Genomic DNA, 25,792 nt, shown 5'->3' on the forward strand with positions numbered 1-25,792 from the left:
GCGCCTTTAGACGCGAGCCCGGGGCCCGTGGGTTATACCCTAAGAGCAAACCACCCTTTTTAAGGGTGGTTCTGATTTACGGGGCGTAAATGACTCAATTACACCAGACGATCTTATCGTTTTTGGTATTGAGCTTTTATTTAAAGAAAATAAATCGAATAACGAGGGCGACTGCTATGGCCACAATGATCAAAAGCAGGATTGTCAGTCGATGTTGCTTGCGTCGTTTACTTGACGAAACGAAGATTGGTTTTCCCTGTTTTGGCGTTTCGAGATAGCGAGCCGAGTGCGTCAAGGTTTGCTTGGGTCGAGGCCCTCTTTGTCGATGAGCGGCGGATGCTTTCATCGGCTCATCCCTATCTGCGCTGTTTTTAGATAATGGTGCGTCTTTCAGATATACAGGGTCTCCCGAGGCGAAACCCATATGTTTGCGCCCCGTTTGTGCCTCTTCGAGTGTTTGATATCGGTTTCTTGTCACATATTTGGGCTCTGGATCATTGATGGGCTCTTGCGAGATGTGGGGGCGATGGAACCGAATCGGTTGCGGGCTGGATGCTTCGTCCTGCTCCGGCATAAACGTGTTGTCCTGTTTTTGATCGTCCATGATGCCCTTTAGCTCGTTACCAACAACGTGTACGCGCTCATTGTAAGCCCCTTGTTATTTGTAGCTGCGAACATACTTGTTATTTAAGCTTTGGTTCAAAGAACCTTAACGTTATTAAACCTGAGTCACATACACTTAGATATGCTTATAGTACTGGACTCAAAAAACTTTATAGTCGATGTATATATAAGCACTGTGTGGGCATATATAAGAGCGTCAAAAGAAGTCCCAGTCACCTAGAAGATGGCTCGGCAGTCCTTTCAAGGAGTGGTAAACATGGCAAGCATGGTTCCTTATCGTTCGGTTTTTGGCGTTCGTCCTTCTGCTAGCTCGCTGTTCGATCTGTTTGATGATATGACCGACCTTGCAAACAACTCGATTGCTTCCAAGGCGTTCCCCGTTGACGTTGAGGATAAGGGCGACGGCTATGAGGTCAAGGCCTATCTGACGGGTGTCGCTAAGGATGACATCGATGTTGAGCTTAATGAAGGCCGTCTGTCCATTAGCGTGAACGTTGTGGAGGACGAGGAGAACGAGGGCAAGAACTACCTGCAGAAGGAGTTTAGCTCGTACAGCGCGACGCGTGGCGTATATCTGAAGGACGCTTCGAGCGAGGGTCTCTCTGCTAAGTATGCTGACGGCATCCTCACCGTTACGGTTCCTAAGATCGTCGAGAAGAAGAACGTCACGAAGATCTCTATCGACTAACTTCGTTGGTGTTCTGCGCTATTTAAAGACAGCAAAAGGGGCTGGGAAGCGATTCCCGGCCCCTTTTGTTGTCTAGGACAGTCTATTGAATGGTTGCTGGCCGGTGCTGGCTGGCGGGGCGTATCGAGAGTTTTCGCGATCCATGGAGAAGGGTGGCGGAGCTGCCGACCTCGTCATCCAGGGTTGCGGCTAGAGCTTTGGCATAGCTTTTGACGGTAAGGCTTGGACGATTATTGTCCTGGCTGATGTGCATGGCGATGAGCTGTTCTGTGCGATCGGTAACAAGTTCTCGCGCGGCTTCGGCGGCTTGGTTGTTGGAGAGATGCCCCTTTGTGGACAGGATGCGCTCCTGAAGAAAGCGTGGGTACGGTCCTTCGCGCAACATAGTTACATCGTGGTTGCTTTCGAGCGCGAGAACTCGACAGTCTTTGAGGATGCCTATGGCCTTGCTCGACAACTCTCCGGTGTCGGTGGCAAACCCAATGGAATCATCGAGAGCATTGAATCGATAGCCGACAGGATTGATGACATCGTGCGATGTTGAGTAGGTTTGTACCTGGATGCCGGCAATGGGGAGTGTGTCGCCGGGGTCAAATTCCTCCACGGGCAGGTGCGCGAGGTTTTCTTTGCATGAAAGGGTGTCCCTACTGGCAAAGAGGGGACCATGCCAGTGCTTGCACCATACATCGAGCCCCTTGATATGGTCTCCATGCTCATGAGTGATTACAAGAGCGGCGACGTCGTCTGCCGAGAGGCCAAGCTCCGCCATGCGTTTAAGTGTCTCGCGGCGGGACAGGCCGTTATCGATCATGATGAGCCCCTGAGGCCCCTCGACGAGTGCGCAGTTGCCTTTTGAGCCGCTGCCGAGGATATGAAGGTGCAGGCGAGACATAAGATTCCAAAGGATACAATGGGTGCGAACGAATAGAGGAGGAAGCAAATGCCAACGGTATCTCAGCATTATGGACACCATGCTGCATCGTGGGCCGATGATAAAGCCCTGGCAACGCGGCAGACGGCTGCCCCCGTGGTGCTCATGGTATCAGGTGGTGCGGACTCGACGGCTTTGCTCCTTATGGCATGCACATCAAAGTTGGATATTCTGGATGGGCGTGGTGTAGCCCCCATCGCGCGCGAGCGACTGCACGTGCTGCATGTGAACCATCATCTGCGCGGTGAGGCATCCGATGGCGACGAGGCCTTTGTGCGCGGCCTATGCGCACAATATGGCTTGCCGCTGTGTGTTGAGCATGCCTATTTTGATGATGAATCGGGCAATATCGAGGCGGCTGCCCGCGAGGTGCGCTATGCCGCGGCGCGGAGGTATGTCCGCGAGCTCTGCGCCCAGACGGGGGCACCGCGAACGGCGGCTCGTATCTGCACCGCGCACACGTCTTCGGATCGCGCGGAAACGTTTTTGATGAACGCGATTAAGGGTTCGGGGCCCGCTGGCCTATCGAGCATTCCTCGCCGGAGGAATATCGTGGTGCGTCCCTTGCTCGACCTGACTCATGATGAGCTCGTGGGCTATCTACAGGTACATGGTCAGCCGTGGCGTGAAGACGAGAGCAATGAGGATATCTCGTATCTGCGAAACTACGTGCGCCATCGAGTGATGCCGGTGGTGGCGCAGCGCAACGCGAGCGTCTGTAAGACGATTGGCGCCGCCTGCGAGATCTTAGGCGATGAGGACGCATTTCTTTCCCAGCTTTCCGCGCAGGCGTTTCGAAGCTGCCTGCGTAAGGAGGCGGCGGGTGCACTGGTCCTTGACGCTCGCCGACTGGCCGCGGCCGAGGTGGTGATTGCTCGGCGTATGGTGCGACTGGCAATTAAGCGTATCGACCCCGACGCTCGCCCGGAGATGCGGCATGTGGAGCGCGTGCTTGCCTGTGTCGCCGAAGGCTCGGGTTCGGTCACGCTGCCGGCGGGAATCGATGCGCGCGTGGAGTTTGGCATGCTGTCATTCAAGGCCCCGGCGGCGCGCGAGGGGTTAGTTGCCGATTGGGTCACCATTCCCGGTCGATTGCCGCTGGGGGCGGGCCGCATCCTGGTGGCAGAGCCGATAGCCGTCGAGCCGGGGTGTGATATTGTGCGCCGTGCCCGCGAACTTGCGGGTGCCGGAGGGGTGGTCGCTATGGTGGATGCCGCGACGCTGGGCTTTGCCGATCGCGATAGCGAACGGATGCTCGCCGGCTCGCGCGGGGAGATTCCCGCCGAGGCGCGTTTGGCGCGTCTGTGGGTAGACGGTCCCGTGCCGGGGGATGTGATGTGTCCGTTGGGCATGAGTGGGCGAAGTAAGAAGGTATCCGACCTGCTCAACGAGGCTCGTATTCCCGTTTCTGAGCGCGCAGGCGTTCCTGTGGTGAGAACGGCTCCGGGAGGTGCCGTGGTATGGGTCGCAGGCGTTCGCACGGACGAGCGTTTTAAATGCACGGCCGCAACGCGCGTGGCGTATCTGCTTCGTGTGGTCGATGCGGAATAGCGTCCCACGCCAGCTATTCTGTGCGACGTTGACGGTATTCCCGCGCTGATGGCGTACGGGCTGGAAAATATACCCCGTGCGCTGCTAGAATGTGAAGCTCGCGTCCATACGGCGGTGTGTGGGCGATAAGCACAAGAAAGGGTTGTCATGGCTTCTCAACATCCGGATATCGAGAAGGTCCTGTTTACGCAGGAGGATATCGACGGTATCGTCTCTCGCCTAGGCGAGCAGATTACTCGCGATTACGCGGGTAAGGATCTGGTGCTGATTGCGGTCCTGCGCGGCGCCGTGGTCTTTATGGGCGACCTGATGCGCAAGATCGAGCTGCCGACCAACATCGATTTCATGGCTGTTTCGAGCTATGGTGACGGCGTGAAGTCCTCGGGTATCGTGCGTATCATTAAGGACCTGGATATCGACATCCGCGGTCGCGACGTGCTGATCGTCGAGGACATTCTGGACTCGGGCCTGACGCTCAAGTATCTGATGAAGAACCTCGAGAGCCGCAAGCCCGCTTCTCTGGAGGTCGCCGCCTTCCTGTGGAAGGACGTTGAGGACCGTACCTCGGCCATCACGCCCAAGTATGTTGGAACCCATTGCCCCGATGCCTTTGTGGTGGGCTACGGCCTCGACTATGCCGAGCGCTATCGTAACCTTCCGTATCTGGGCATTTTGAAACCGGAGGTTTATTCGTAAGATGCCCGACGACCGTAACGATAACAATTCCCAGACTCCCCGGGAGCCTAAGATCCCGGGGAGTCTGGAGGCAGGAAGCCCACGCGTACGGGCTGGCTGTATTTTATTTTGGCTTGCGCGCTCCTGGGCTACGCCTTCTTTAACATGGGCTCCGGCTTTGCCAATTCCAGCAATACCGTAAAGCTCGCGACGAGCGAGATGGTGAGCGCCATCAAGCAGGATCGCGTCGAAGATCTGACCTATACGGTTCAAGACGGAAGCGTGACGGGTCATTACTGGAAGACGAAGAAGGACAAGGGCGATACGAGCGAGCTCAAGAGCTTCTCCTCGACCTATGTCGGCTCCGATTCGCTTGCCGAGCTTATGGCGGAGCACCCCGATACCAAGTACATCGTCAACACCAACGATCCCGATTTTTGGGGCGACCTGGCGATGAGCGTGCTTCCGACGATCGCCCTGATCGCCATTATGTTCTACTTTATGCGCCAGATGATGGGCGCCAACAACAGGAACATGCAGTTTGGCAAGACCAACGCCAAGACCAACGAGGCCACGCGCCCCAAGGTCAAGTTTGAAGACGTTGCCGGCGTGGACGAGGCAGTCGAGGAGCTCGAGGAGATCCGTGACTTTTTGAGCGATCCGGATCGCTATCGCAAACTGGGCGCCAAGACCCCGCGTGGCGTGTTGCTGGTGGGGCCTCCGGGCACCGGTAAAACGCTGCTGGCTAAGGCCGTTGCCGGCGAGGCGGGCGTGCCGTTCTTTAGCATCTCTGGTTCCGACTTTGTCGAGATGTTCGTGGGTGTCGGCGCCAGCCGTGTGCGTGACCTCTTTAAGGAGGCCAAGTCCCAGGCCCCGTCGATCATCTTCATCGATGAGATCGATGCCGTGGGACGTCAGCGCGGAGCTGGCTTGGGCGGCGGTCACGACGAGCGCGAGCAGACGCTCAACCAGCTGCTGGTCGAGATGGACGGTTTTGAGGAGAGCGAGTCGGTCATCCTGATCGCTGCGACCAACCGTCCTGACATCTTGGATCCGGCATTACTGCGTCCCGGTCGTTTTGACCGTCAGGTCACGGTCGACCGTCCGGATGTGAAGGGCCGCGAGCAGATCTTGCGCGTGCATGCCGAGAACAAGCCGATGGACGAGGACGTGAAGTTTGAGAAGCTCGCCCAGATGACCGTTGGCTTTACCGGCGCCGATCTGGCAAATCTGCTCAACGAGTCTGCGCTGCTGGCTGCCCGCCGCCATCGTTCCGTGATCTCGATGGACGAGGTCGAGGAATCGATGGAGCGCGTGATTGCCGGACCGCAACGCAAGGGTCGTGTGATGACCGAAGCCGAGCGCACCACGATTGCCTACCACGAGAGCGGCCATGCCCTGGTGGGTCACATCTTGGAGCATTCCGATCCGGTCCACAAGATTTCGATCGTCAGCCGCGGCCAGGCGCTGGGCTACACGCTGCAGCTTCCGCAGGAGGACCACTTCCTCAAGACCAAGAACGAGATGCTTGACGAGCTCGCCGTGTTCTTGGGCGGTCGCGTTGCCGAGGAACTCATGTGCGACGACATCACGTCGGGCGCAAGCAACGACCTGGAGCGCGCGACCAAGATGGCGCGCGAGATGGTCACGCGCCTGGGCATGAGCGAGGAACTCGGCACGCAAGTGTTTGGCGAGGCGCAGCATCAGGTATTCCTGGGCCGCGACTATGCCGATCATCAGGATTACTCCGAGGAGACGGCGCGTCGCATCGATATCGAGGTCCAGCGCATTATGCGTGAGGCCCATCGCCGTGCGGTCGAGATCCTGGATGCCCGCCGCGATCAGCTCGATCTGATGGCCAAGGTGCTGCTTGAGCGCGAGACCGTCGAAGGCGACGCCGTGAACGCCCTGCTCGACAACGAGTGGGATGCCTACCTTGAGCGCGAGGGCGATGTCCTGGCAGCCAAGGAGGAGCGCAACGCCAAGGCAGCCGGCATGCCGACCAAGAAGCGTGCGCCTCGCATGAGCGAGGAGGAACTTGCGGCAGATGCCGCGGCCTTTGCGCAGGCGGCCATGCAGGAGGATGCCGAAGCCGCATCCGATGATGCTGACGATGACCATGCCGTCGTCGGTGCCGATGTCGACACCGACGACGACGCCGACAAATAGTTCTTGTAGCGAAAGCCTCCGCGGGGAAACCTGCGGAGGCTTTTCCTTTGTTGATTGGGGACAGACTTAAATGAGCGTTTTCACGCATTTAAGTCTGTCCCCAATCAACATTGCTGCGGCGCTTTGCCCGACTAAAGCGTACAATACCGCCTATGCGAAAGGGGAACAGATGATCAACGAAACTATGTATGCTCGCGGTGCGGAGAGCTCCATCATCCGCGAGATTTTTAGCTATGGACTTGAGCGCAAGGCGCAAATCGGCGCGGAAAACGTGTTCGATTTCTCGCTGGGCAACCCGAGCGTTCCTGCTCCCGCTGCCGTCGCAGAGTCCATCAAAAAGGCGCTTGAACTGCCGAGTGAACAGCTGCACGGATACACGCCCGCACCGGGCCTGCCACAGTGCCGTACCGCTGTGGCTGAGTCGCTCAACCGTCGCTTCGGTACGAGCTATGAGGGCAAGGATGTCTTTATGACCGTGGGCGCGGCGGCTTCGCTCACCTGCACGCTCAATGCCGTTACGAACCCGGGTGACGAGGTCATTGTTATCGCCCCGTACTTCCCGGAGTATCGCGTGTGGATTGAGAAGGCCGGCTGTACGTGTGTCGAGGCGCTCGCCGATGAAGATACGTTCCAGCTGAGCGTGGATAACGTGCTCAGGGCGATTACCGATAAGACGGCTGCCGTCATTATCGACTCACCCAACAACCCGACCGGTGCCGTGTATACGCGCGATACCCTGACGCGACTGGCCAATGTTTTACGCGAGGTCAACGCCAAGCGCGATCCCGAGAACCCAATCACGCTCATCTCGGATGAGCCGTATCGCGAGATTGTCTATGGCGCCGAGGTGCCTTGGGTGCCTTCGATCTACGAGCACACCATCGTGTGCTACTCGTATTCCAAGTCGCTTTCGCTACCGGGCGAGCGCGTTGGGTGGATCTTGGTTCCCAACACCAATCCGCAGGCTGCGCGTCTGATGCCCGCCGTTGCCGGTGCCGCCCGTACGCTGGGCTTTGTGTGCGCGCCGGCGCTCTTCCAGCGCGTGATTATCGATTGCATCGATGAGCCGAGTGATGTCGAGGCCTATGCCCGCAACCGCACGGCGCTCATCGACGCCTTGGCGGACTACGGCTATACCTATGTTGAGCCGGACGGCGCGTTCTACCTGTGGGTGAAGGCGCTCGAGCCCGATGCGAATGCATTTTGCGAGCGCGCAAAGAAGTATGAGTTGCTTGCGGTTCCCTCGGACAGTTTTGGTATGCCGGGTTGGTTCCGCTTGGGCTACTGCGTGAGCTACGAGACTATCGTCAACTCGCTGCCCGCCTGGAAGCGGCTGGCCGACGAGTATCGTCCAAAGTAAAGCGCTCTGCTTACAATGTTTTACGTGAAACGGGGTTTGGGTTTAAGCCAGGCCCCGTTGCCATGGACCTTGTGTCGTTGGAATGGAGCGGTTTTACGACCATCGAATGCTATGCGTACAATGAATATACGCGACGGCCATACCGGATAAGGAGACCCGATGCCCTACCTGCTTTCTTGTGATATCCATACTCATACGATGTTCTCTGCGCATGCGTATTCAACCATCGAGGAGAACATATATTGGGCGGCAGAGCGCGGCCTGCAGGTGCTCGGTTCCGCTGATCATTTAAGCTCGATGGTTACGCCTTGTCCCAATGACCTGCGCAGTTTCCAGTTCTTTATTAACCAGGGTATCTGGCCACGCATTTGGAGCGGCGTGCTGCTGCTTCGCGGCGCCGAGGCCGATATCGTTTCACTGGACGGAAGCTTGTTTGGCGAGGACATTCCCGTTTCGCTCGATATTGCCGGTGATTCGTACAGCCACCAGCATTCGCTGTTCGATTTGGTGTCGCGCAATTTGGATTATTTGGTGGCAAGCGTGCATAATTCACAGTTTGCCGAAGGCGCGACGCTCGCCCAGACGACTGAGATGTATGTCAATGCCCTGGAGCACCCCAAGGTGTTCATGCTTGGGCATACGGGTCGTTCGGGCGTGCCGTTCGATATCGATGAGGTGCTGTTGGCAGCCAAGGCCAAGCACAAGATTATCGAGATCAACAACCATAGTCTTGAGCATGGCACGGATGCCGAGCATTGGAACGTGTGTCGCAAGATTGCCGAGCGCTGTGCCGAGCTGGGCGTGGGGATCGGTGTCTCGACCGACGCACACATTGGTATGGCCATTGGCAAACTCGACCAGGCGCGCAAGATGCTCGACGAGATTCACTTCCCACTGGACCTGATCGTGACGCGCGACCGCGAGACGCTGCTGCGCGAGATGGCGGCGGCAGGCGTGTGTGACCTGCGCAAGGGGATGTAACGAGACTCATATGTCCAACGAAAGAAGGGGGCGGTCCAGACGGGCCGTCCCTTTCTTGTGCCGGTAGATTTTTGGGACATGCCTTAAAATCTACTATTTGCTGGCGATGGTGAAGGTAGATTTTAAGGCATGTCCCAAAAATCTACCGGGGTGGATTAGCGACGCTCGAGGACCGCGACAGTCTCGGTGTGGTCGGTATGAGGGAACATGTCGACCGGCGTGATCTTGAGCAGGCGATAGCCTCCGTCGAGGAGCTGGTGCAGGTCGCGCTCTTGGGTCACGGGATTGCAGCTGATATAGGTGATACGGCGCGGCTTAAGTGCGCGGGCGGCTTCAAGAAACTCGGGCGTGGAGCCGGCGCGCGGCGGGTCGATGGAGAGAACGTCAACGCGCTCGTTGTTATCGGCGGCGTCCAGGATGTAATCGGTGGCGTCGTCGGCCATAAACCAAGCGCTGCGGGTGAGGCCGTTGAGCTCGGCATTGCGACGTGCGTCGGCAATGCCCGCCGGGTTGCGCTCCACGCCGAGCAGCATAATGCCGACACCTCTGTCCTGGGCATCCTTCGCGGCGCACAGACCGATGGTGCCGCTGCCGCAGTAAGCGTCCATGAGAATGTCACCCTGCTGCAGGTTCATGCCGTCAATCGCGAGCTGATAGAGCAGCTCGGTCTGCTGCGGATTGGTCTGATAGAACGCGGTAGGGGAGATATCGAATTCGCAACCGAGCAGCTGGTCGCGCATGCACTCGGCGCCATAGACGATACGAGTCTCCTCACCCAAGATGGCGTTACCGGGACGGCCATTGATATTTTGGGCAACGGTGACGATATGCGGATCGAGCGCCGCGACAGCCTCAAAGAACTCCTGCGCATGCGGTAAGTCACGCTGGGCGGTCACGAGCGTAACCATGACCTGGTCGGTACGCCAACCGCAGCGGACGACGGCATAGCGAAGCAGACCGAGATGTTTGTCCTCATTAAAGGCGGGAATATGCAGCCGCTCAGCTTCGCGTGCGATGCCGTTGAGAATCTGACGGGCACCCGGCGCCTCGACAGGACACCCGGGTACGGCAACGATCTTGTGCGTGCCGCGCTCAAAGAAACCGCAACGGACAGTGCCCTCCTTACCGGGAGCAAACGGAGTGGCAGCCTTATGACGAAAACCACGCGGCGCAGGATACCTGCCCGGGTCGCCCAGGGTAACACCCATACCGCGAATGGGATCAACGACAATACCCTCGCGCTCACAGAGCTCAGCAAACAGCTCCTCCATAGCAGACTGCTTGGCCGCCAGCTGCTTCTTATAAGGACGGTTGAGCGCCGTGCACCCACCGCAAGCTTTCATGATCGAACAGGGAGACTTGGGGTCCACAGCCTTACGCGCAGACGAAACCGGACCTTTATGCGGACGCTTGGAGCGAGTCTGAGGCGCCTTATCCCCATTCCGACGAGAGCCAGAACGCTTGGCCTTAGCCCTGCGCTTGGTCGATTTGCTTTTTGCAGCTTTAGAAGACTTGGGTTTCGTAGAAGATTTCGCCTCCTTCGACCCCTCAGCCGCCTCGATCAAAGCACGACGAGCCTTACGCTCCGCACGAGATTCTGCCATGAATTAACCCCACTAATTTACAAATTGAAATCTGAAAGCATTGTACCGTGCCAAGCTAGCGGGCGATATGCAAGCGCCCATTTCCTGTCAGTGATAAGTTCAACGAAGGTTGCCCTCTCTTGTGCTCCATCTCACTAAAGTGTATGATTCTGGACGTTACATGACTCACTTTACCTAACTAAAGTGCCATCAAGGGGAATACCATGAATACCGATATGTCTCGTCGTCAGTTTGTTGGTCTAGCCGGCTCGCTCGCCACGGTGCTTGGCCTTGGCCTTGTCGGCTGCGGCGGTGGTGCTGGCAAGGGCTCCGCTGCCGGTTCTGCCGCAGCCAAGGACGTGAAGGGAGCTGCAGAGTCCAAGAAGCTCGTCGTGGGCTTTGACAAGTCCTATCCTCCGTACGGCTTTGTGGGCGATGACGGCAAGTACACGGGCTTTGATCTCGACCTTGCCAAGGCCGTTGCCGATAAGCAGGGCTGGGATGTCGATTACGAGGCCATCGATTGGGATGCCAAGGATACGCTGCTCAACTCTGGCGCCATCAACTGCATCTGGAACGGCTTTACCATGGAGGGCCGCGAGGACGACTACACGTTCTCCGAGCCGTACATGCTCAACGAGCAGGTGCTCGTGGTCAAGAAGGACGCGGGCATCAAGAGCTGGGACGATCTTGCCGGCAAGACCGTGATTACCCAGACTGATTCCGCCGCACAGGATGTGCTCGAGGGCGACCAGAAGGATCTGGCCGCGACGTTTGCCACGCTCGACACCATCGGTGAGTACAACACGGCGTTTATGCAGCTCGAGAGTGGTGCAGTCGATGCCGTTGCCTGTGACCTCTCGATCGCTCAGTATCAGCTTGCCGCCAAGCCCGATGCCTATACGCAGCTCGACAAGCCGCTGTCCAGCGAGCACTATGCCGTCGGCTTTAAGAAGGGCGACACCAAGTCAGCCGATGCCGTGACCGAGTCACTCAAGGCACTCTACGAGGATGGCACGGTCAAGAACCTCTGCGACAAGTATTCAAGCTATGGTCTGTCCTTCGACAACTGGGTTTTGAAATAGCCACAGCACCCAACCTTGCGGCTCCAACCCTCCTCGCGTACCAAAGTACGCGTCGTCGGGCTTGTCGCTCGCAATCTTGGGCACTGTGCCTATTTCAATTAACGCCCGCTGTTCTGTTGTCGCGAAAGAGAGCTTAGGTTGTCTATTCAGGTCATGATGCAGATGCTTGGCCAGGGATTCTTGGTCAGTTTGCAGCTGTTTGTGCTGACGCTGCTGGGGTCGATTCCGCTGGGAATCCCCGTGGCGTTTATGCGCATGAGCAAAATTGCGCCACTTCGCTGGATCGCGCGCATCTATATTTCGGTGATGCGCGGCACGCCGCTTATGCTACAGATGTTTGCCATCTACTTTGCCCCGTACTACGTGTTTGGCATTTCGCTGACGCCTGATTCCAAATGGACGGCGTGTGTCGTGGCGTTCATCATCAACTATGCCGGCTACTTTGCCGAGATTTATCGCTCGGGTCTGCAGTCCATTCCGCACGGTCAATACGAGGCTGCCGAGGTGCTGGGCTACTCGCGCATGCAGACGTTTCTGTATATCGTGATGCCGCAGGTCGCCAAGCGCATTTTGCCGGCGATGGGCAACGAGATCATCACACTGGTCAAGGACACGTCGCTGGCGTTCGCCATTGGCGTGGGGGAGATGTTCTCGACGGCCAAGGCGCTGGTTGCCTCGCAAGTGAGTATGGTGCCGTTTGCGATCGCGGCGCTGATTTACTGGGTCTTTAACTTTGTGGTCGAGATGCTGTTGGACGCCGCGGAGAAAAAATTGGATTACTATCATGACTAACTCAGTGATGAAAATCGATAGCGCGCGTAAGGCGTTTGGCGGCAATGAGGTGCTCAAGGATATCTCGCTCGAGGTCAAGCGTGGCGAGGTCGTGGCGATTATCGGGCCTTCGGGCGGCGGTAAGTCCACGCTGCTGCGCTGTGCCACGCTGCTCGAGACGCTCGACGGTGGCTCGCTCTCGTTTGGCGACCTTGCCGTCGCGACGGATGCGGGTTCGGGCGCAGTGTACGCAAAGGGCGATGTACCTAAACAGGCACGCTCGCGGTTTGGTCTGGTGTTTCAAAACTACAATCTGTTCCCGCACTATACCGTGATGAAAAATATCACCGATGCACCGATCCGCGTGCTTAAGCGCCCGCGCGAGCAGGCGGAGGCCCGCGCACACGAGCTTATTGCACAGATGGGGCTTACGGGTAACGAGAACAAGGTGCCGTGTGAGCTTTCGGGCGGTCAGCAGCAGCGCGTGAGTATTGCCCGCGCCCTGGCGCTCGATCCGGAAATCTTGTTCTTTGATGAGCCGACCTCGGCGCTCGACCCCGAGCTGACGGCCGAGGTGCTGCGTGTCATTAAGGACCTGGCAGCGCAGAATATGACGATGGTAATCGTGACCCACGCGATGCAGTTTGCGCGCGATGTTGCCGACCGCGTGGTCTTTATGGACGGCGGTCGTATTGTCGAGGAAGGTCCTGCCGAGCAGGTCATCGACCATCCGCGCGAGCAGCGTACCCGCGAGTTCTTGAGCCGTATCGAGGGGTAGACTCAGCTATTTACTCAACTATTAATTGAGGTGATGTCGCCGCAGATCTTATGGCCTGCGGCGACATTTTATTTGCATCGGCGGGGTCCAATAATCGCCTCGCATGCGCTCTCCTTCCTCTCGCCGCCTGTATCCATACGTGCGCCGAAAGGTGTGCATGGACAGTCGCCCGTGAGGGTAGGGTGGTGGCATAGGACATTTGGAGGGTGAGTCGGCTCGGTTGCCGACCATGCTGCTCCCGGGACGGCACCGACCGCGAACTCTCCCCGTTGGCGTCGCGCATCGCGCGCGGCCCTGCAAGGAGGTCATCATGGGTGCTCCCAAGACCGGCAACGTAAGGAACGTGGTGCTCGTAGGCCAAGGCGGGGTGGGCAAGACCTCACTCGCCGAGGCCATGCTCCACCTTTCCGGCAAGACCGCCCGCCTGGGCGGCCACGACGGCACCAAGCCCACGCTCGACTATGACCCCGAAGAGGTCAAGCGTGCGTTTTCCATCTCGACGACCATCGCACCGATCGACTGGAAGGGCGCCCGCATCAACGTGCTCGATGCCCCGTGCTACCCCGATTTTATCGGCGACGCCTTTGCCGCGATGAGCGTCTGCGAGACGGCTCTGTTTGTGGTCGACGCCGAGGCCGGCCCGCAGCCGACGACGGTTAAGCTTTGGTATGCGGCGGAGGACCTGCGCCTGGCGCGCGCGGTGTTCGTAAACCGCCTGTCGCGTCCCGAGGCCAGCTTTGCGTCCACCATGGAACTGCTGCAGGAGCGCTTTGGTACACGCTTGGGCGCCGTGACCCTGGGCTGGGGCGAGGGCGAGGGCTTTGACGGCATCATCGACCTGGTGCGCATGAAGGCGCGCCATTGCAACGGCACCGAAGCCGTTGAGTCGGAGATTCCCGAGGAGTATCGTGCCCAGGCCGAGGAGGCCCACGACCATTTGTGCGAGTTGGTGGCCGAGGCCGACGACGAGCTGATGATGAAGTACTTGGAAGGCGAGGAGACGCTGGCGCAGGAGGAGCTTGAAAGCCTGCTGTCGAAGGCGATCGCCGAGCGCATCTTTGTGCCGGTCTTTGCGGGCGATTGCATTAAGGAGCAGGGCGTCAACTCGCTGATGGACGATATCGCCACGTACTTCCCGGCGCCGATGGACTACGGCGAGATGCCGCTCATCGACGGCGACTCGCTCAAGATCTCGAGTGACGATGACCGTCCGGTGGCATTTGTGTTTAAGACGCTGGCCGACCCGCAGCAGGGCCGCATCAGCTTTATCAAGGTACTGACGGGTACGCTTGAGCCGGGCCTTGAGCTGATCAATGCGCGCACGCGTAAGGGCGAGCGTCTGGCTCACCTGTATGTAATGTGCGGTCGTGACATGACCGAGGTCGGGCATGCTTATGCCGGCGACATCATCGTGGCGCCCAAGCTGGCTGCCGAGACGGGCGACACGCTCTCCATTACCGGCAAGGTCGAGGCCGCGGCGTTTAAGTTCCCCAACTCGCAGTACCGCATTGCTATCGAGGCCGAGAACCGCGGCGACGAGGAGAAGCTCTACACGTTTATCGAGAAGGCCTGCAAGGCAGACCCGACCATGAGCATCGACCGCGACGAGGAGACGGGCCAGACTATTATCTCGGCGGTGGGCGAGGCACAGGTTTCGGTGCTGCTCAATCGCCTTGAGGACCGTACCAAGGTTGTGGCAAAGAGCGTTCCGATTCGTATTCCGTATCGCGAGACTATCCGCCGCACAGCAAGCGCCCAGGGTCGCCACAAGAAGCAGACCGGCGGCGCCGGTCAGTACGGCGACTGCTGGCTGCGCGTGGAGCCGCTCATTGGGCCCGACGGCACGAGCGATGGCTATGAGTTTGTGGACGAGGTCGTGGGCGGCCGCATTCCGCGCTCGCTGATCCCCGCCGTGGACAAGGGCGTTCAGGAGACCATGAAGGACGGCATCATTGCCGGCTACCCGCTTACGGGGATTCGCGTGGCTGTGTACGACGGCTCGTATCACAGCGTCGACTCCAACGAGATGGCGTTCCGCGCGGCGGCTCGCATTGGCCTGCGCAAGGCATGCGCCGACGCCGATCCGGTGGTGCTGGAGCCCATCGAGGAAATCACGGTGACGATCCCCGAGAGCTACGCCGGCGCCGTGATGGGTGACATCTCGGCCTCGCGCGGTCGCGTGACGGGCATGGAGACCGATGAGCGCGGTGACACCGTGGTCATCGCTCAAGCCCCGCTGGCTGAGCTGACGGATTATTCGACGCGTCTGCGCTCTATCACGCGCGGCACGGGCGACTTTACCATGAAGCCTGCAGGCTATGAACAGGTGCCTTATGACGTTCAGGCCAAGCTGGTCGAGCGCTATGAGGAGGGCCGCGCCAAGTAACGTGTGGTTTTGTCTGCAATGAAGGTGCCAATGCAAGGGCCGCTCTGGAAGTGACACGCCAAGTAGATCGATGTAGGGCAACCACCACGATGGGGATAGTCCCCATCGTGGTGGTTTTTGGTGGGCGAGGTGCCTGCCGGCTTTTACTGGGACCCGCCTCCTTTCATGCTGCGGCGAAAGATAGACCTCCTTTGATAGAATAAACGTATATAGACGTCTATCTGAACAAGGAGGCAATATGTTCGAGGCGGTTATCTTCGATATGGACGGGCTAATGTTCGATACTGAGCCGATTTGGGCTTCCTGCTGGCCTAAAACCTCAATTGAGTTTGAGGTTGAATGCAAAGAGGGCCTTGCGGACGCCATGCGTGGCACCAATGGATCGGAAGCGGTGTCCATTATTCGCGAGTGGTATGGTGATGAGGTCGATTCTCAAGCGTTTGTTGGCCGTTTTTACGAAATAGCGCATGAAGCGCTGGCTCAGGGCGCAGAGAAGAAACTCGGATTAGATCGGCTTCTCGACTATCTTCAGGCTGAGGGAATTCCGATGGCAGTTGCTTCATCATCGAGCAGAAAAATGATCGAGGCAAATTTGATAAGGGGAGGAATACTCTCTTATTTCGATTCGATCGTCTCTGGTGTTGAGGTCGAACACGCCAAGCCTTACCCAGACGTCTTTTTGAAAGCGGCGGATGAGCTAGGAGCTTCACCGCAGAAATCCCTCGTTTTAGAGGATTCCTATAACGGGGTGCGCGCGGGATTTGCAGGAGGATTTTGCACTGTCATGGTCCCCGATCTCTCTGAGCCGACAGATGAGATGGAAAGATTGGCCACGGCAATAGTTTCGAGCCTAAACGACGTTACCGATATGCTGGCAAATGGGGCGTTGGGGTGAGCATGCCAAATGAAAGGGGCTGTCGAGTGCTTCTCGGCAGCCCCTTTTTTCGATTCGATGCATTTAGTGCTTTGCGCGTAAATCAAAAAGGTATATAGTCGTCTATAAACAGGTACATAGACGTCTATATAAGTATCTGGAACGAAAACTCAACTCGAATTGCCGTAACCCGGTTGGAGGAATCATGGCAGTTGTAACTTCGACTGAGCTGATCCAGATTGCACGCAAGAACGGATGGCTCCTTCCCGCATATAACACGACGAACATGGAGATGACCTTGGGTATCCTGGATGGATTGCAGAGGGCCGGGATGCCGGGTATTCTCCAGATCGCCCCTACTAACGTCAAGCTGTCCGATTACGGCATGATCGCATCCATCGTAAAGCGCGCGGCGGAGGATTATATCGTTCCCACGTGCCTGCATCTTGATCACGGCAAGACGCTTGAGGACGTACGCCAGGCGGTCCAGGCCGGCTTTACCTCTGTCATGATCGACGGTGCCGCGCTTTCCTTTGAAGAGAACATTCGCTTCTCACGCCAGGCGGTCGACTATTGCCATTGCTATGGCGTGCCCGTCGAGGCGGAGCTTGGCGCCATCAAGGGCAAGGAGGACGATCATGTTTCCGAGGCGGATCTTAAGACCGACCCGGATCAGGTTTGTGAGTTCGTAGAGCGCACGGGCTGTGATTTGCTGGCTGTGTCCATCGGTAATGTTCATGGCCTCGAAGATGAGCCACGCATCGATTTGCCGCTGCTTGAGAAGCTTGCAGAGGTATCTCCGTGTCCCCTCGTTCTTCATGGCGGCTCGGGAATTCCCTACGAGACCATCCACGCGATGCAGCCGCACAAGATGTCCAAGATCAATATCGCAAGCGACCTGCGCAAGGCCTACATCACAACTGTTGGCAAGGCGTATGAGGCAAACAACAATGAGCACAATCTTGCCAAGGTGCTAATCGATGCTCGAGAAGCCGTTGCGGCCGTTGCCTACAAAACGACTCGCGCCATCAACGGCATCGCTGAGTAAAGCGGAATTATGGATATGGATGAGGCGATAATGGGCGCGCTCTACCTTGGTGTCGATGTTGGCACGTCATCGGTGAAGCTTACGTGCATTGATGAAAGTGGAAAAGTTGTCGCAACTGCAAGCGAGGCTTACGAATGCTCTGAGCCTCATCCCGGTTGGAGAGAGATCGAACCTGGGATATGGTGGGATGCCGTCTGTTCGGCGTGCGCCTTGCTTGGGAAAAAGGTCGACCTGTCTCTAATTAAGGGCGTTGGAGCCACCGGGCAAATGCATACGACGGTGCTGGTTGATGCTGCTGGGGTTCCGACATGTCCGGCGATAATGTGGAATGATCAACGCACGATTGACACTGTTTTTGATGAGAAGCAGTGGGCGCTAGCTGTAGGTCTTCCTCAGGTTGCCAGCTTCCTTTCAACTGGGGTTCCGGCAATGAACCTTGCATGGATGGCTAAAAACAACCCAGCGGCTCTTTCCAAGAGCGAGGTATTCCTTTCGGTTTCGGATTGGATCGCTCTCAAGTTTGGCGGATATCCCGGCATGGACTATTGCGGAGCGTCGACAACGGGGCTTTTCGATAATAAGAAACAAACTTGGATTGACGAGGTTTGCGAGCATTTTGGGGTTCCCGAGTCGTTGCTTCCCGCTGTCGAGCCTTCCGACAAGGTTATCGGGGTCGTTAGCGAAAGGGCGTCGGCTGAGACGGGAATTCCCGCAGACGCTTCGATTGTAAGGGGGACGGGTGATAATCCTGCGGCGGCGATTTGTACGGGCTGTCTCCTGGAGGGCATTCCCACCATTTCGCTTGGCACAAGCGGTGTGCTGATGTATTCGGCCGAAGGGGTTGAACTTCCAGATGTCGGTAAGCCCGTATTGTTTAAATGGGGTAATACCCTTAAGACGCAAGTTCAACTCAGTATTAGGTCGTGTGGCGGAGCTAAGGAGTGGTGGTACGGGCAGATTCTAGACAGCGACTCCTACGATCTCGAGGACAAGGTCGTTGAGGATCCTTTCTACGAAATGAGGGACCTCATGTTCTATCCGCATCTGTCGGGGGAAAAGGTCTTGCACGGTTGTCCTTCGGTTCGAGGTGCCTTTTTGGGGCTTGACCTTGACACGACGCGTTCGGAGCTTGAGAGGGCACTTATGGAGGGCACGGCATATGCCCTCAGGGAACTCAAGGAATCCGTGAACCATTCGCAAGAGTGGTTCGGTATCAGGCTTGTTGGCGGAGGGGCTAAGAACGATTTTTGGGCGCAAACGCTCTCAAACGTGTTGGGAATCGATTTAGTGCGCATGGAATCGTCCGGTGCCGGTCAGGGCGCGGCATTGCTAGTGCTTTCAGCTTCTTGCGGACAAGATTTGGCCGATGTTGCCGCCGGGGTCTGCAAAAGGCTAGATTCCGTTGAAAAAAGCGACAAAGTCCACGAGATATACAATGTGCGTTTTGACAGGTATATGCGCATATTTAAGGCATTGGAAAACATCTATGAGCTAAAGAGCGCATAGCCGTTTGCCCTACAAAACCAACCATTCACCGAAAGGAATGCAAGGGCAAAACTCAGAAGGCAGTCACTTTGTAATATATAGACGACCGTAGACAACCATGAGCGTATATGGCCAAATGAAAGGGGAGGAGCGGGAGCTCAGGTAGGACGACAACAGTAACGAACATCAATTAAGGAGAATGAAAATGGGAGCAGTAAACGATTTCCTTATCTTCCTTGCGGAGGGCTTTACCGGCCTTTTTAATGCTGCGGGCGAGCAGTTTGCCTCGTTTATCACGGGCATGATCCCCATGCTGATTTGCCTGATCCTTACGATCAAGGCAATCATCCAGCTGATTGGCGAGGAGCGCGTCTATGGGTTCATGAAGAAGTGCACCAAATATGCAGTTCTCCGCTATACCCTCATTCCATTCCTTTGTACCTTCTTCCTCTGCAACCCGATGGCGTACACCTTTGGTGTGTTTGTCGAGGAGGACTACAAACCTGCATTCTACGATGCAGTCGTGTCCATGATGCATCCCATCGTCGGTCTTTTCCCGCACGCCAACTCGTCCGAGCTTTTTGTTTGGCTTGGCATCTCGGCTGGCTACGAGGCACTGGGAAAGAACTCCTCTGAGCTTGCTATCCGCTTCCTCGTCGTTGGCCTGATCGTTTGCCTGATCAAGGGCATCGTCACCGAAAAGCTGTACCTCATCATGAAGAAGCGCAACGAAGCTAAGCTTGCCGCCTAGAAGTTCAGCGCAAAAGGAGAGTCTAGATCATGAGTGAATTCAAAAGCGTAAAGGCGTCCCACGGCGCCAACGGTTGGGGCGGACCCCTTATCATTACCCCCACGGCCGAAAAGCCCTATGTTCTGAGCGTGACCCTGGGCGGAATCAGCCCGGTTGCCCTTCGCATCGCGGAGCTTACCGGCGCCGAGGCGCACGACCAGTTTAAGGACCCGATCGAGACCGATCAGGCATGCGCTGTTGTTATCGACTGCGCTGGCGTGGCCCGCTGCGGCACTTATCCCAAGATGGGCCTTAAGACGCTGAACATCAAACCTGGTTCCCCGTCTGGCCCTCTGGCACAGTTCATCACCGAGGATCTCTTTGCGTCCGATGTCAATCCCGATTGCATCGCTCTTGTCGATGCTGCGGATGTTCCCGCTGAGCCGGTAAAGACCGAAAAGGCATACGAGGAGACGACGAAGGAAAACGTTCACGCAAAGATTGCAGAGGGACGTGCCGAGATTGCGTCCAAACAGTCTAACGGGTTTATGGACGTTGTCTCCAAGATCGGCACCGGTGTCGGCCGCGTTATCAGCATCATCTACCAGGCTGCGCGCGATACCGTGAACGATGTTATCCGCAACATCATCCCCTTTATGGCGTTTGTCTCGGTGTTGATCGGCATTATTAACTACACGGGTTTCGCGAACGTTCTCGCCGGCGTTCTCACTCCGCTTGCGGGCTCGCTGCCCGGTATGCTGGCAATTGGCATGTTCTGCTCAATCCCGTTCCTTTCGCCTTTGATCTGCCCGGGCGCAATCATCGCTTCTGTGCTTTCTGTCCTTGTTGGCAACCAAATCGCCAACGGCACGATTCCCGCCAACTTTGCCCTTCCCGGCTTCTTTGCCGTCAACTGCCAGGTTGGTTCCGACTTTGCTCCCGTTGGCATGACTCTCATGGAGGCAAAGCCCGAGACGATCGAAATCGGTTACCCTGCATTCCTGTTTGGCAAGCTGATTACCACCCCGATTCAGATTATTCTTGCCTACGTACTGTCCTTTGGCCTGTAAACTGAAGCTTTAAGAGGGAAAGGCCCACTATGCTCAACGCGCTCATTACAATAGCCTTCTTTATTCTCGTATGGCTTGCAGGAACATTCACCCAGTATCGCTACTGGAAGAGGGTGCGCATTCTTATCCATGAGCGCGCTCGCGATCATGAGGGATACTTGGGCACGGGTATGTGCAAGGTGAGTTTTAGCCGAAAGGCGTTTGTGATGATTCTGACTGATCATGATGGCGTGATTAACGGTTGCTATGAGCTCAAAGGGCTTTCCCTCAAACCAGAGTTTTCGGAGATGAGCGAGATGCTGGGGCTGAATATCGAGACCGCCCTAGACCATCTGGCCAACGAAAGCTATCACGATGCTTTTGCCCAGGCTATTCGTGTTATCGACAGGTCAATGACTGCGCCTGCGGCGTAACAAAGATAGGAGAAATCAAATGTACAAGGTTAAGGTCACTGAGATCGGCTCGTTTGTTGAGGAACTTCTCAACGAGAAGATGGTGGTCCTGTTTGGCCCGACCGCTCCTGCAGAGTTGCGCGACATCTGCGTCGTTCACGATGGAACTCCCACGGAGGATAACGTGCTTGCTGAGGGCGGCACCATTTCCATCGGCGATCAGGTCTACACGATTAAGGAGTTTGGTGAAGCTGCGAACGAGAACATGGGAGGGCTCGGTCATCTAACCATTGCGTTCGATGACGAGCGAGAGCTGCTTCCTGGAACGGTTCTCGTGACACCAAGCGTGCTTCCCAAGCTGGAAACCGGCATCGAGATTAGCTTCAACGGCTAAATCGCTCGGTATGGCAGGCCATGTATTAGTCGGAAAGGACGTGTTCTCATGAAACGTTCCGATTTAAAACTGCCACTTTTCACGGTCAGTCCTAAGACCTATTTGCTTGCGGACGATTCAATTGCAGCGGCTCATCTTACGGATGAAATCGCAAAAGATCGAGATCATTCGATTTTTTGGACTGCTCCCGTTCCCGAGCTCTGCGCAGTTGCGAAGGATTTGAAATTTGCAATTCCCACAGCGCAGCATGCCGATCTTATCGGTGACGGAAAAGGAATGGGACTGACACCTCTTGAGTCGCTTAAGAGCGCGGGAGTTCAAGCTGTCTTTCTAAATCACACGGCACACCCCCTGACCGTTGATAAGTTGGCGGCAACGATCGATCGCGCTCGTGAGCTTGAGATTCTAACCATTGTTGCAGCCGATAGCGTGACTGAGTCCAAAGCGGTTGCGGCGATGGATCCGGACGTGATTCTTTGCGAGCCGAGCAGCCTTGTGGGAACCGGCCATACAAGCGGCGATGATTATATCGCAGAGACCATCGCTGCCGTACGGTCCATCAATCCCGACATCGTTATCATGGAGGGAGCGGGAATCAGGTGTGGAGGCGATGTTCGTCGCTTGATTGGACTTGGCGCGCAAGGCACCGGCATTTCGAGTGCCCTGGCGATTACGGATGACAGGGCAGCGTTGCTTACGGAGCTGTTTGACGCGCTGGACTAAAACCGTCTACAAAAAGGCGAACCCACGGGTTCGCCTTTTTGCGTTTTGGAATTATATTTGGCGTAATGCCGCCGCTCTCAAGAGCTTTAATGGCGACGCTGAAAAACGGTGCCAAGCTGGAACCTGCTGGATTTAAGCCATACGCGCGCATATTCAATTGCAGAGTCATTGTCCAAGTAGACTGTTTGAAGCTGCTGAAGAAGCGGGGACTGCGTAGAGAGACCGAGCGCATCCGCGCGTTGGGTGTCCGCGAGCTTTGCCACAAAGGAGGTCTTTGAGTATTCGATCTGGTGGCCTGAGAGCCGCTCGATTATTGCAAAGAGACCTTCGTTAACAAAGTCGGCTGTTTCAATACCTGGGACAAGCGCCATATTGATGTTGTTTTCGATGAACATCACAGGTTCACCCTCAACGCTGCGCACTCGCTCGAGATGAAGGTAGTCAGAACCTTCGACAATACCGAGATGTCTGGAAATATCTTCGTCCGACTTACGAATTTCGCAATCGAGAATGTTTGTTTCGAAAGAAAGGCCTTGCTCGATTAGAGATTCGGAGAAAGAGATAAGACCCTCTGTAAGGGGGAAAGAGATGTCTTTTGACTTAACGTAAGTTCCCTTTCCCTGAATTTGCTCAAGCAGGCCCTCATCAACAAGCTTGGAAATGGCCTTTTTGATGCTGCCGCGGCTGACGCCGAGCGTACTCATGAGCTCGACTTCCGACGGGATTTTGGATGCTTGCTCCCAAGCTCCTGAGGCGATGTTCTCGCGCAGATAGTCGACCACCTGCATATAGATGGGGGTGGGACAATCCTTTTTAATATGTGAATTGTTGACGCGATTGGTCACAGTTTCTCCTGATTACTTTGAAGCAAAATTACTTTCATTTTACGTTGTTTTGCTTCGATTAACTTATCGAGATTGTGATTGCAAAGAATAAATCACGTATTTAATGTAGGGCTTCTGCTGCTTTGGCTGCCTGTCTGGCGTTTGCCTTCTACTCTTATCGACAATACGGGTATCTTGGAGAGATGGCCCCATGTCACTGAAATGCGCCGTAGGAGGCAAGAATTAGCCTCCCGTGCGCGTCGGTGACAAACGATGCGGGCGTGGCCCCGGTTGAACCTACTCTCCGGCGGCCTGGTTGCGGCCGGTGGCGTAGTCGATCTGCACATGCGGCTGCAGGTTGTAGCAGTATACGTGGAAGCACAGCGTCTTGCCGTGGTCCTCGACCGATTGCGCCTCAAGGCGCACGCCGCGGCAGACAAGTTCCTCTTCGTTGTACATGGGCGTGACGCGGTAGAGCACATGGTTGCCCGTGTCGTGGATGTAGTCGAGGATCTGCTCTTCAAACGGCAGCATGCCCGTCTCGTTGAGATAACGCGTGCCGGTGAGGAGGTTCTTGCGATTGGCGTTTTCGCCGCAGAGCGACCAGGCGATGAGGTGGCAGCGGTTGTAGAGACTCTGACTCGGAATAAAGTCGTAGCGCTGCTGGTGCCAACCGGCAGGATGGATACGCGAGATATCGCCGTGCTTGCCTTGGCCGAGCGATTCGGGGCCCACGCAGGCGAGCGCCTTGCGGGTGCGGCCAAGGCTGTCGAGCTTGGAGAATTTCTTAAAGCAGGCCTCTGCGGTGGCACGATCGTATTCATCGAGCGTGAACGACGGCGTGCCCAGCGGGTGCGTGCTGTCGGCGCGAAGGGCTACGTAGGGGTTGCCGGCGTAGTCGGGAATGCTGCTGAGATAAACACCGCGGGCGCGGTTGAGGTCGGGGTTTTCCACCTCGTCGATGGGGGTGGCGTTCGAAGAGACATCGTCAGCGGTGCCGGTCGTGGCGGATTCGGAGCCATCGCCGGAGTCCTGGCTGTGTTGGGAGTCCGAGGAACTCGCTGTTCCCGATTCGAGCCGGGCAACCAGGCCTGCCTCGTCGTCGGTACGGCTGGGATTCTCGTTTTGCTTCTCCGCCAGAGCCGTCGCCTGCTCATCGCTTTGCGGCGACAACAACTTGGGTGCTCCGTCGATCGATCCTGTGAACAGCGCAAATCCCAGCACCACGGCGGTGCCAATGGAAAGTACTTGCTTGTAGGCGGACTTGCGCGACATTGCGGCTCCTGGATGGACGGTTGGGAATCTACCAGTCTAGCAGGAGCCGGCAGAGGCCGTTCTGTCGAACAAATACTTAAGATTTGGGACAAACGCTACTGGTTCATTTGCTTCATATTTGACGTATGGCCTAGATCGAGGTGGAACCGAGCCAATTGAGTTTGCATTCGAGAATGCGCTGCTCACCGGGTTCGCTGCTGCCATCAAGTAGGGCGAGCAGCATCTCGGCTGCTTCGCGACCTTCCTGGTCGACGGGCTCGATGATCGTGGAGACGGTCGGCGTGGTGAGGTTGGTCCAGTCTTCGCAGTTGAGTCCCAAAAGGCCGATTTGCTTCGGAAGTAGATGGGCCATGGGCTGGAGGGCCTTGTAGACACGGGGGAGTGCCCACTGATTTTGCACGAAGATAAGGGTTCGCTTGGCGGGGTTGAGCTTGTATTTAAGTATTCGGTGAGCTCGCTGATTGACGGCTTGTTGTGATCGATGGGAATGGCTTTGTAGAGCTGCCCATTCGCGGCCAATGCCTCGGCATATCCCTGAAAACGTTCCATGCGGGTGCGCATTTCGGTCATATTGGCGGCAATGGAGAAAAAGTCCTCGTAGCCGGCATCGAGAAGCGCCTGCGTGGCATTGTATACGCCGTCGTAGAGGTTGGTTTTGATCCAGCTGGTGCCTGGGCTGTAGATGGCCGCGTCAAAAAAGACGACGGGCTTGCCGGCGCGCTTGATGCGGTCGTGGACGGCCTTGAAATTTGCCGTGGGCTGGATGATAAAACCATCGACGCCCAGCGAGAGCATTTTGTCGACATATATGAGCTCGGTCTCGGGGTCGAAATTGCTGGTGCAAACGACCGTCTGGTAGCCCGCGGGGAGCATGACTTGTTCCATGCCGTTGAGGACGAGGCCCGCCCACTTGTTGGTGTTATCCAAAATGATGATGGCGATGACGTGGGTCTGCTTGCCGGTGAGCGTTTGCGCTTGGGCGTTGGGAACGTATCCGAGTTCCTTGATGACGCGCGCAATCTTTGCCTGCGTCTTCTCGCTAAGCTTTTCTCGTTTGTCGTTGAGGTAATACGAGACGCTTGCCGTCGAGGTTCCCGCCTCTCGAGCGACGTCTGCGATCGTAACGCGCTGTTTTGCCACAGCGACTCCTTCCGACAGATGAGCATTTTCCAACATGATGACTTTGAGTCTTGGTGAGGGATGCGCTTCGGTGAGCGACTTTTTCCTTTCATATGAGTATGCAACAAATGCGGTATACGGGTGGGGTCGAAATTTGTGACCGGCATGCGCATCTGCCGTCTACCGAGAAAATCAAATACTTCTTGACTTTTGAAATCGAGGGTAAAATCGCAGGATTCATTTTTGGTTAAACGCATAACTAAATCGCATAACTAA

The 25,792-nt window shown here is 56.5% G+C and carries 24 protein-coding genes and 1 pseudogene; 18 read left to right on the forward strand and 7 right to left on the reverse strand.

Going from position 1 to position 25,792, the window contains the following annotated elements:
* Window positions 1–136: 136 nt before the first annotated feature.
* Window positions 137–604: a hypothetical protein gene (locus tag GT495_RS07900; protein WP_161162211.1), complete on the reverse strand. Its 468-nt coding sequence runs from the start codon at window positions 602–604 to the stop codon at window positions 137–139.
* 276 nt (window positions 605–880) lie between these two features.
* Between GT495_RS07900 and GT495_RS07905 the strand changes: the two genes are divergently transcribed.
* Window positions 881–1,312, forward strand: coding sequence for an Hsp20/alpha crystallin family protein (locus GT495_RS07905; protein WP_118289496.1), 432 nt, complete (start codon window positions 881–883; stop codon window positions 1,310–1,312).
* A gap of 82 nt (window positions 1,313–1,394) precedes the next feature.
* Here the strand turns inward: GT495_RS07905 and GT495_RS07910 are convergent, their stop codons facing one another.
* Window positions 1,395–2,204 carry an MBL fold metallo-hydrolase gene (locus tag GT495_RS07910; protein ID WP_161162212.1) on the reverse strand — a complete coding sequence of 270 codons (810 nt, stop codon included), beginning with the start codon at window positions 2,202–2,204 and terminating at the stop codon, window positions 1,395–1,397.
* 48 nt (window positions 2,205–2,252) lie between these two features.
* Between GT495_RS07910 and tilS the strand changes: the two genes are divergently transcribed.
* The 5 genes from tilS (at window position 2,253) to GT495_RS07935 (ending at window position 8,979) form a co-directional block, all read left to right on the forward strand.
* Window positions 2,253–3,794 carry a tRNA lysidine(34) synthetase TilS gene (gene tilS / locus GT495_RS07915; protein ID WP_192924177.1) on the forward strand — a complete coding sequence of 514 codons (1,542 nt, stop codon included), beginning with the start codon at window positions 2,253–2,255 and terminating at the stop codon, window positions 3,792–3,794.
* A 147-nt stretch (window positions 3,795–3,941) separates the two neighbouring features.
* Complete coding sequence (gene hpt, locus GT495_RS07920) at window positions 3,942–4,490, forward strand: hypoxanthine phosphoribosyltransferase (RefSeq protein ID WP_117774133.1); 549 nt, start codon at window positions 3,942–3,944, stop codon at window positions 4,488–4,490.
* 144 nt (window positions 4,491–4,634) lie between these two features.
* The gene (gene ftsH, locus GT495_RS07925; protein WP_240128148.1) at window positions 4,635–6,638 is read left to right on the forward strand and encodes an ATP-dependent zinc metalloprotease FtsH; all 2,004 of its coding nucleotides are present in this window, start codon (window positions 4,635–4,637) and stop codon (window positions 6,636–6,638) included.
* Window positions 6,639–6,807: 169 nt separating this feature from the next.
* Window positions 6,808–7,998, forward strand: coding sequence for a pyridoxal phosphate-dependent aminotransferase (locus tag GT495_RS07930; protein WP_161162213.1), 1,191 nt, complete (start codon window positions 6,808–6,810; stop codon window positions 7,996–7,998).
* 159 nt (window positions 7,999–8,157) lie between these two features.
* Window positions 8,158–8,979, forward strand: coding sequence for a PHP domain-containing protein (locus GT495_RS07935; RefSeq protein WP_161162214.1), 822 nt, complete (start codon window positions 8,158–8,160; stop codon window positions 8,977–8,979).
* A 155-nt stretch (window positions 8,980–9,134) separates the two neighbouring features.
* Here the strand turns inward: GT495_RS07935 and rlmD are convergent, their stop codons facing one another.
* Window positions 9,135–10,583, reverse strand: a complete 1,449-nt coding sequence (rlmD, locus tag GT495_RS07940) for a 23S rRNA (uracil(1939)-C(5))-methyltransferase RlmD (RefSeq protein WP_161162215.1) — start codon at window positions 10,581–10,583, stop codon at window positions 9,135–9,137.
* Window positions 10,584–10,786: 203 nt separating this feature from the next.
* Between rlmD and GT495_RS07945 the strand changes: the two genes are divergently transcribed.
* The 12 genes from GT495_RS07945 to GT495_RS08000 all read left to right on the forward strand — a co-directional run bounded on the left by GT495_RS07945 (window position 10,787) and on the right by GT495_RS08000 (window position 22,298).
* Complete coding sequence (locus GT495_RS07945) at window positions 10,787–11,647, forward strand: transporter substrate-binding domain-containing protein (RefSeq protein WP_161162216.1); 861 nt, start codon at window positions 10,787–10,789, stop codon at window positions 11,645–11,647.
* A 138-nt stretch (window positions 11,648–11,785) separates the two neighbouring features.
* Complete coding sequence (locus GT495_RS07950) at window positions 11,786–12,439, forward strand: amino acid ABC transporter permease (RefSeq protein ID WP_240128146.1); 654 nt, start codon at window positions 11,786–11,788, stop codon at window positions 12,437–12,439.
* Window positions 12,432–13,196, forward strand: a complete 765-nt coding sequence (locus GT495_RS07955; RefSeq protein ID WP_161162217.1) for an amino acid ABC transporter ATP-binding protein — start codon at window positions 12,432–12,434, stop codon at window positions 13,194–13,196. The genes GT495_RS07950 and GT495_RS07955 overlap by 8 nt, the downstream gene beginning before the upstream one ends.
* 310 nt (window positions 13,197–13,506) lie before the next feature.
* Window positions 13,507–15,582, forward strand: a complete 2,076-nt coding sequence (locus GT495_RS07960; RefSeq protein ID WP_161162218.1) for a translation factor GTPase family protein — start codon at window positions 13,507–13,509, stop codon at window positions 15,580–15,582.
* 238 nt (window positions 15,583–15,820) lie between these two features.
* On the forward strand, window positions 15,821–16,477 hold the full coding sequence (locus GT495_RS07965; RefSeq protein ID WP_161162219.1) for an HAD family phosphatase: 657 nt from the start codon (window positions 15,821–15,823) through the stop codon (window positions 16,475–16,477).
* 184 nt (window positions 16,478–16,661) lie between these two features.
* Window positions 16,662–17,504 (forward strand): class II aldolase, encoded by an 843-nt coding sequence (locus GT495_RS07970; protein WP_156599803.1) that lies wholly within the window; start codon window positions 16,662–16,664, stop codon window positions 17,502–17,504.
* A 9-nt stretch (window positions 17,505–17,513) separates the two neighbouring features.
* Window positions 17,514–19,010 (forward strand): xylulokinase, encoded by a 1,497-nt coding sequence (locus tag GT495_RS07975; protein ID WP_161162220.1) that lies wholly within the window; start codon window positions 17,514–17,516, stop codon window positions 19,008–19,010.
* Window positions 19,011–19,194: 184 nt separating this feature from the next.
* Window positions 19,195–19,740, forward strand: a complete 546-nt coding sequence (locus GT495_RS07980) for a PTS glucitol/sorbitol transporter subunit IIC (protein WP_152076179.1) — start codon at window positions 19,195–19,197, stop codon at window positions 19,738–19,740.
* 29 nt (window positions 19,741–19,769) lie between these two features.
* A complete protein-coding gene (locus GT495_RS07985; RefSeq protein ID WP_161162221.1) occupies window positions 19,770–20,789 on the forward strand; it encodes a PTS glucitol/sorbitol transporter subunit IIB in 1,020 nt (339 codons plus the stop codon).
* 29 nt (window positions 20,790–20,818) lie between these two features.
* Window positions 20,819–21,202, forward strand: a complete 384-nt coding sequence (locus GT495_RS07990) for a transcriptional regulator GutM (protein ID WP_117640462.1) — start codon at window positions 20,819–20,821, stop codon at window positions 21,200–21,202.
* Between the two features lie 19 nt (window positions 21,203–21,221).
* Window positions 21,222–21,575, forward strand: coding sequence for a PTS glucitol/sorbitol transporter subunit IIA (locus tag GT495_RS07995; RefSeq protein WP_117640461.1), 354 nt, complete (start codon window positions 21,222–21,224; stop codon window positions 21,573–21,575).
* 48 nt (window positions 21,576–21,623) lie between these two features.
* Complete coding sequence (locus tag GT495_RS08000; protein ID WP_117640460.1) at window positions 21,624–22,298, forward strand: triose-phosphate isomerase; 675 nt, start codon at window positions 21,624–21,626, stop codon at window positions 22,296–22,298.
* Between the two features lie 86 nt (window positions 22,299–22,384).
* Here the strand turns inward: GT495_RS08000 and GT495_RS08005 are convergent, their stop codons facing one another.
* The 4 genes and pseudogenes from GT495_RS08005 to GT495_RS11145 all read right to left on the reverse strand — a co-directional run.
* A complete protein-coding gene (locus tag GT495_RS08005; RefSeq protein ID WP_199409608.1) occupies window positions 22,385–23,143 on the reverse strand; it encodes a GntR family transcriptional regulator in 759 nt (252 codons plus the stop codon).
* Window positions 23,144–23,419: 276 nt separating this feature from the next.
* Window positions 23,420–24,397, reverse strand: coding sequence for a DNA/RNA non-specific endonuclease (locus tag GT495_RS08010; RefSeq protein ID WP_161162222.1), 978 nt, complete (start codon window positions 24,395–24,397; stop codon window positions 23,420–23,422).
* A gap of 130 nt (window positions 24,398–24,527) precedes the next feature.
* A complete protein-coding gene (locus tag GT495_RS11140) occupies window positions 24,528–25,031 on the reverse strand; it encodes a substrate-binding domain-containing protein (RefSeq protein ID WP_370457625.1) in 504 nt (167 codons plus the stop codon).
* Window positions 24,941–25,573: pseudogene (locus GT495_RS11145) on the reverse strand (LacI family DNA-binding transcriptional regulator); the annotation flags it as partial. The pseudogene GT495_RS11145 and the gene GT495_RS11140, both read right to left, overlap by 91 nt.
* Window positions 25,574–25,792: the final 219 nt, after the last annotated feature.

Origin of the sequence: Collinsella sp. BIOML-A6 (genome assembly GCF_009875845.1) — a bacterium.
Taxonomy (GTDB): domain Bacteria; phylum Actinomycetota; class Coriobacteriia; order Coriobacteriales; family Coriobacteriaceae; genus Collinsella; species Collinsella aerofaciens_H.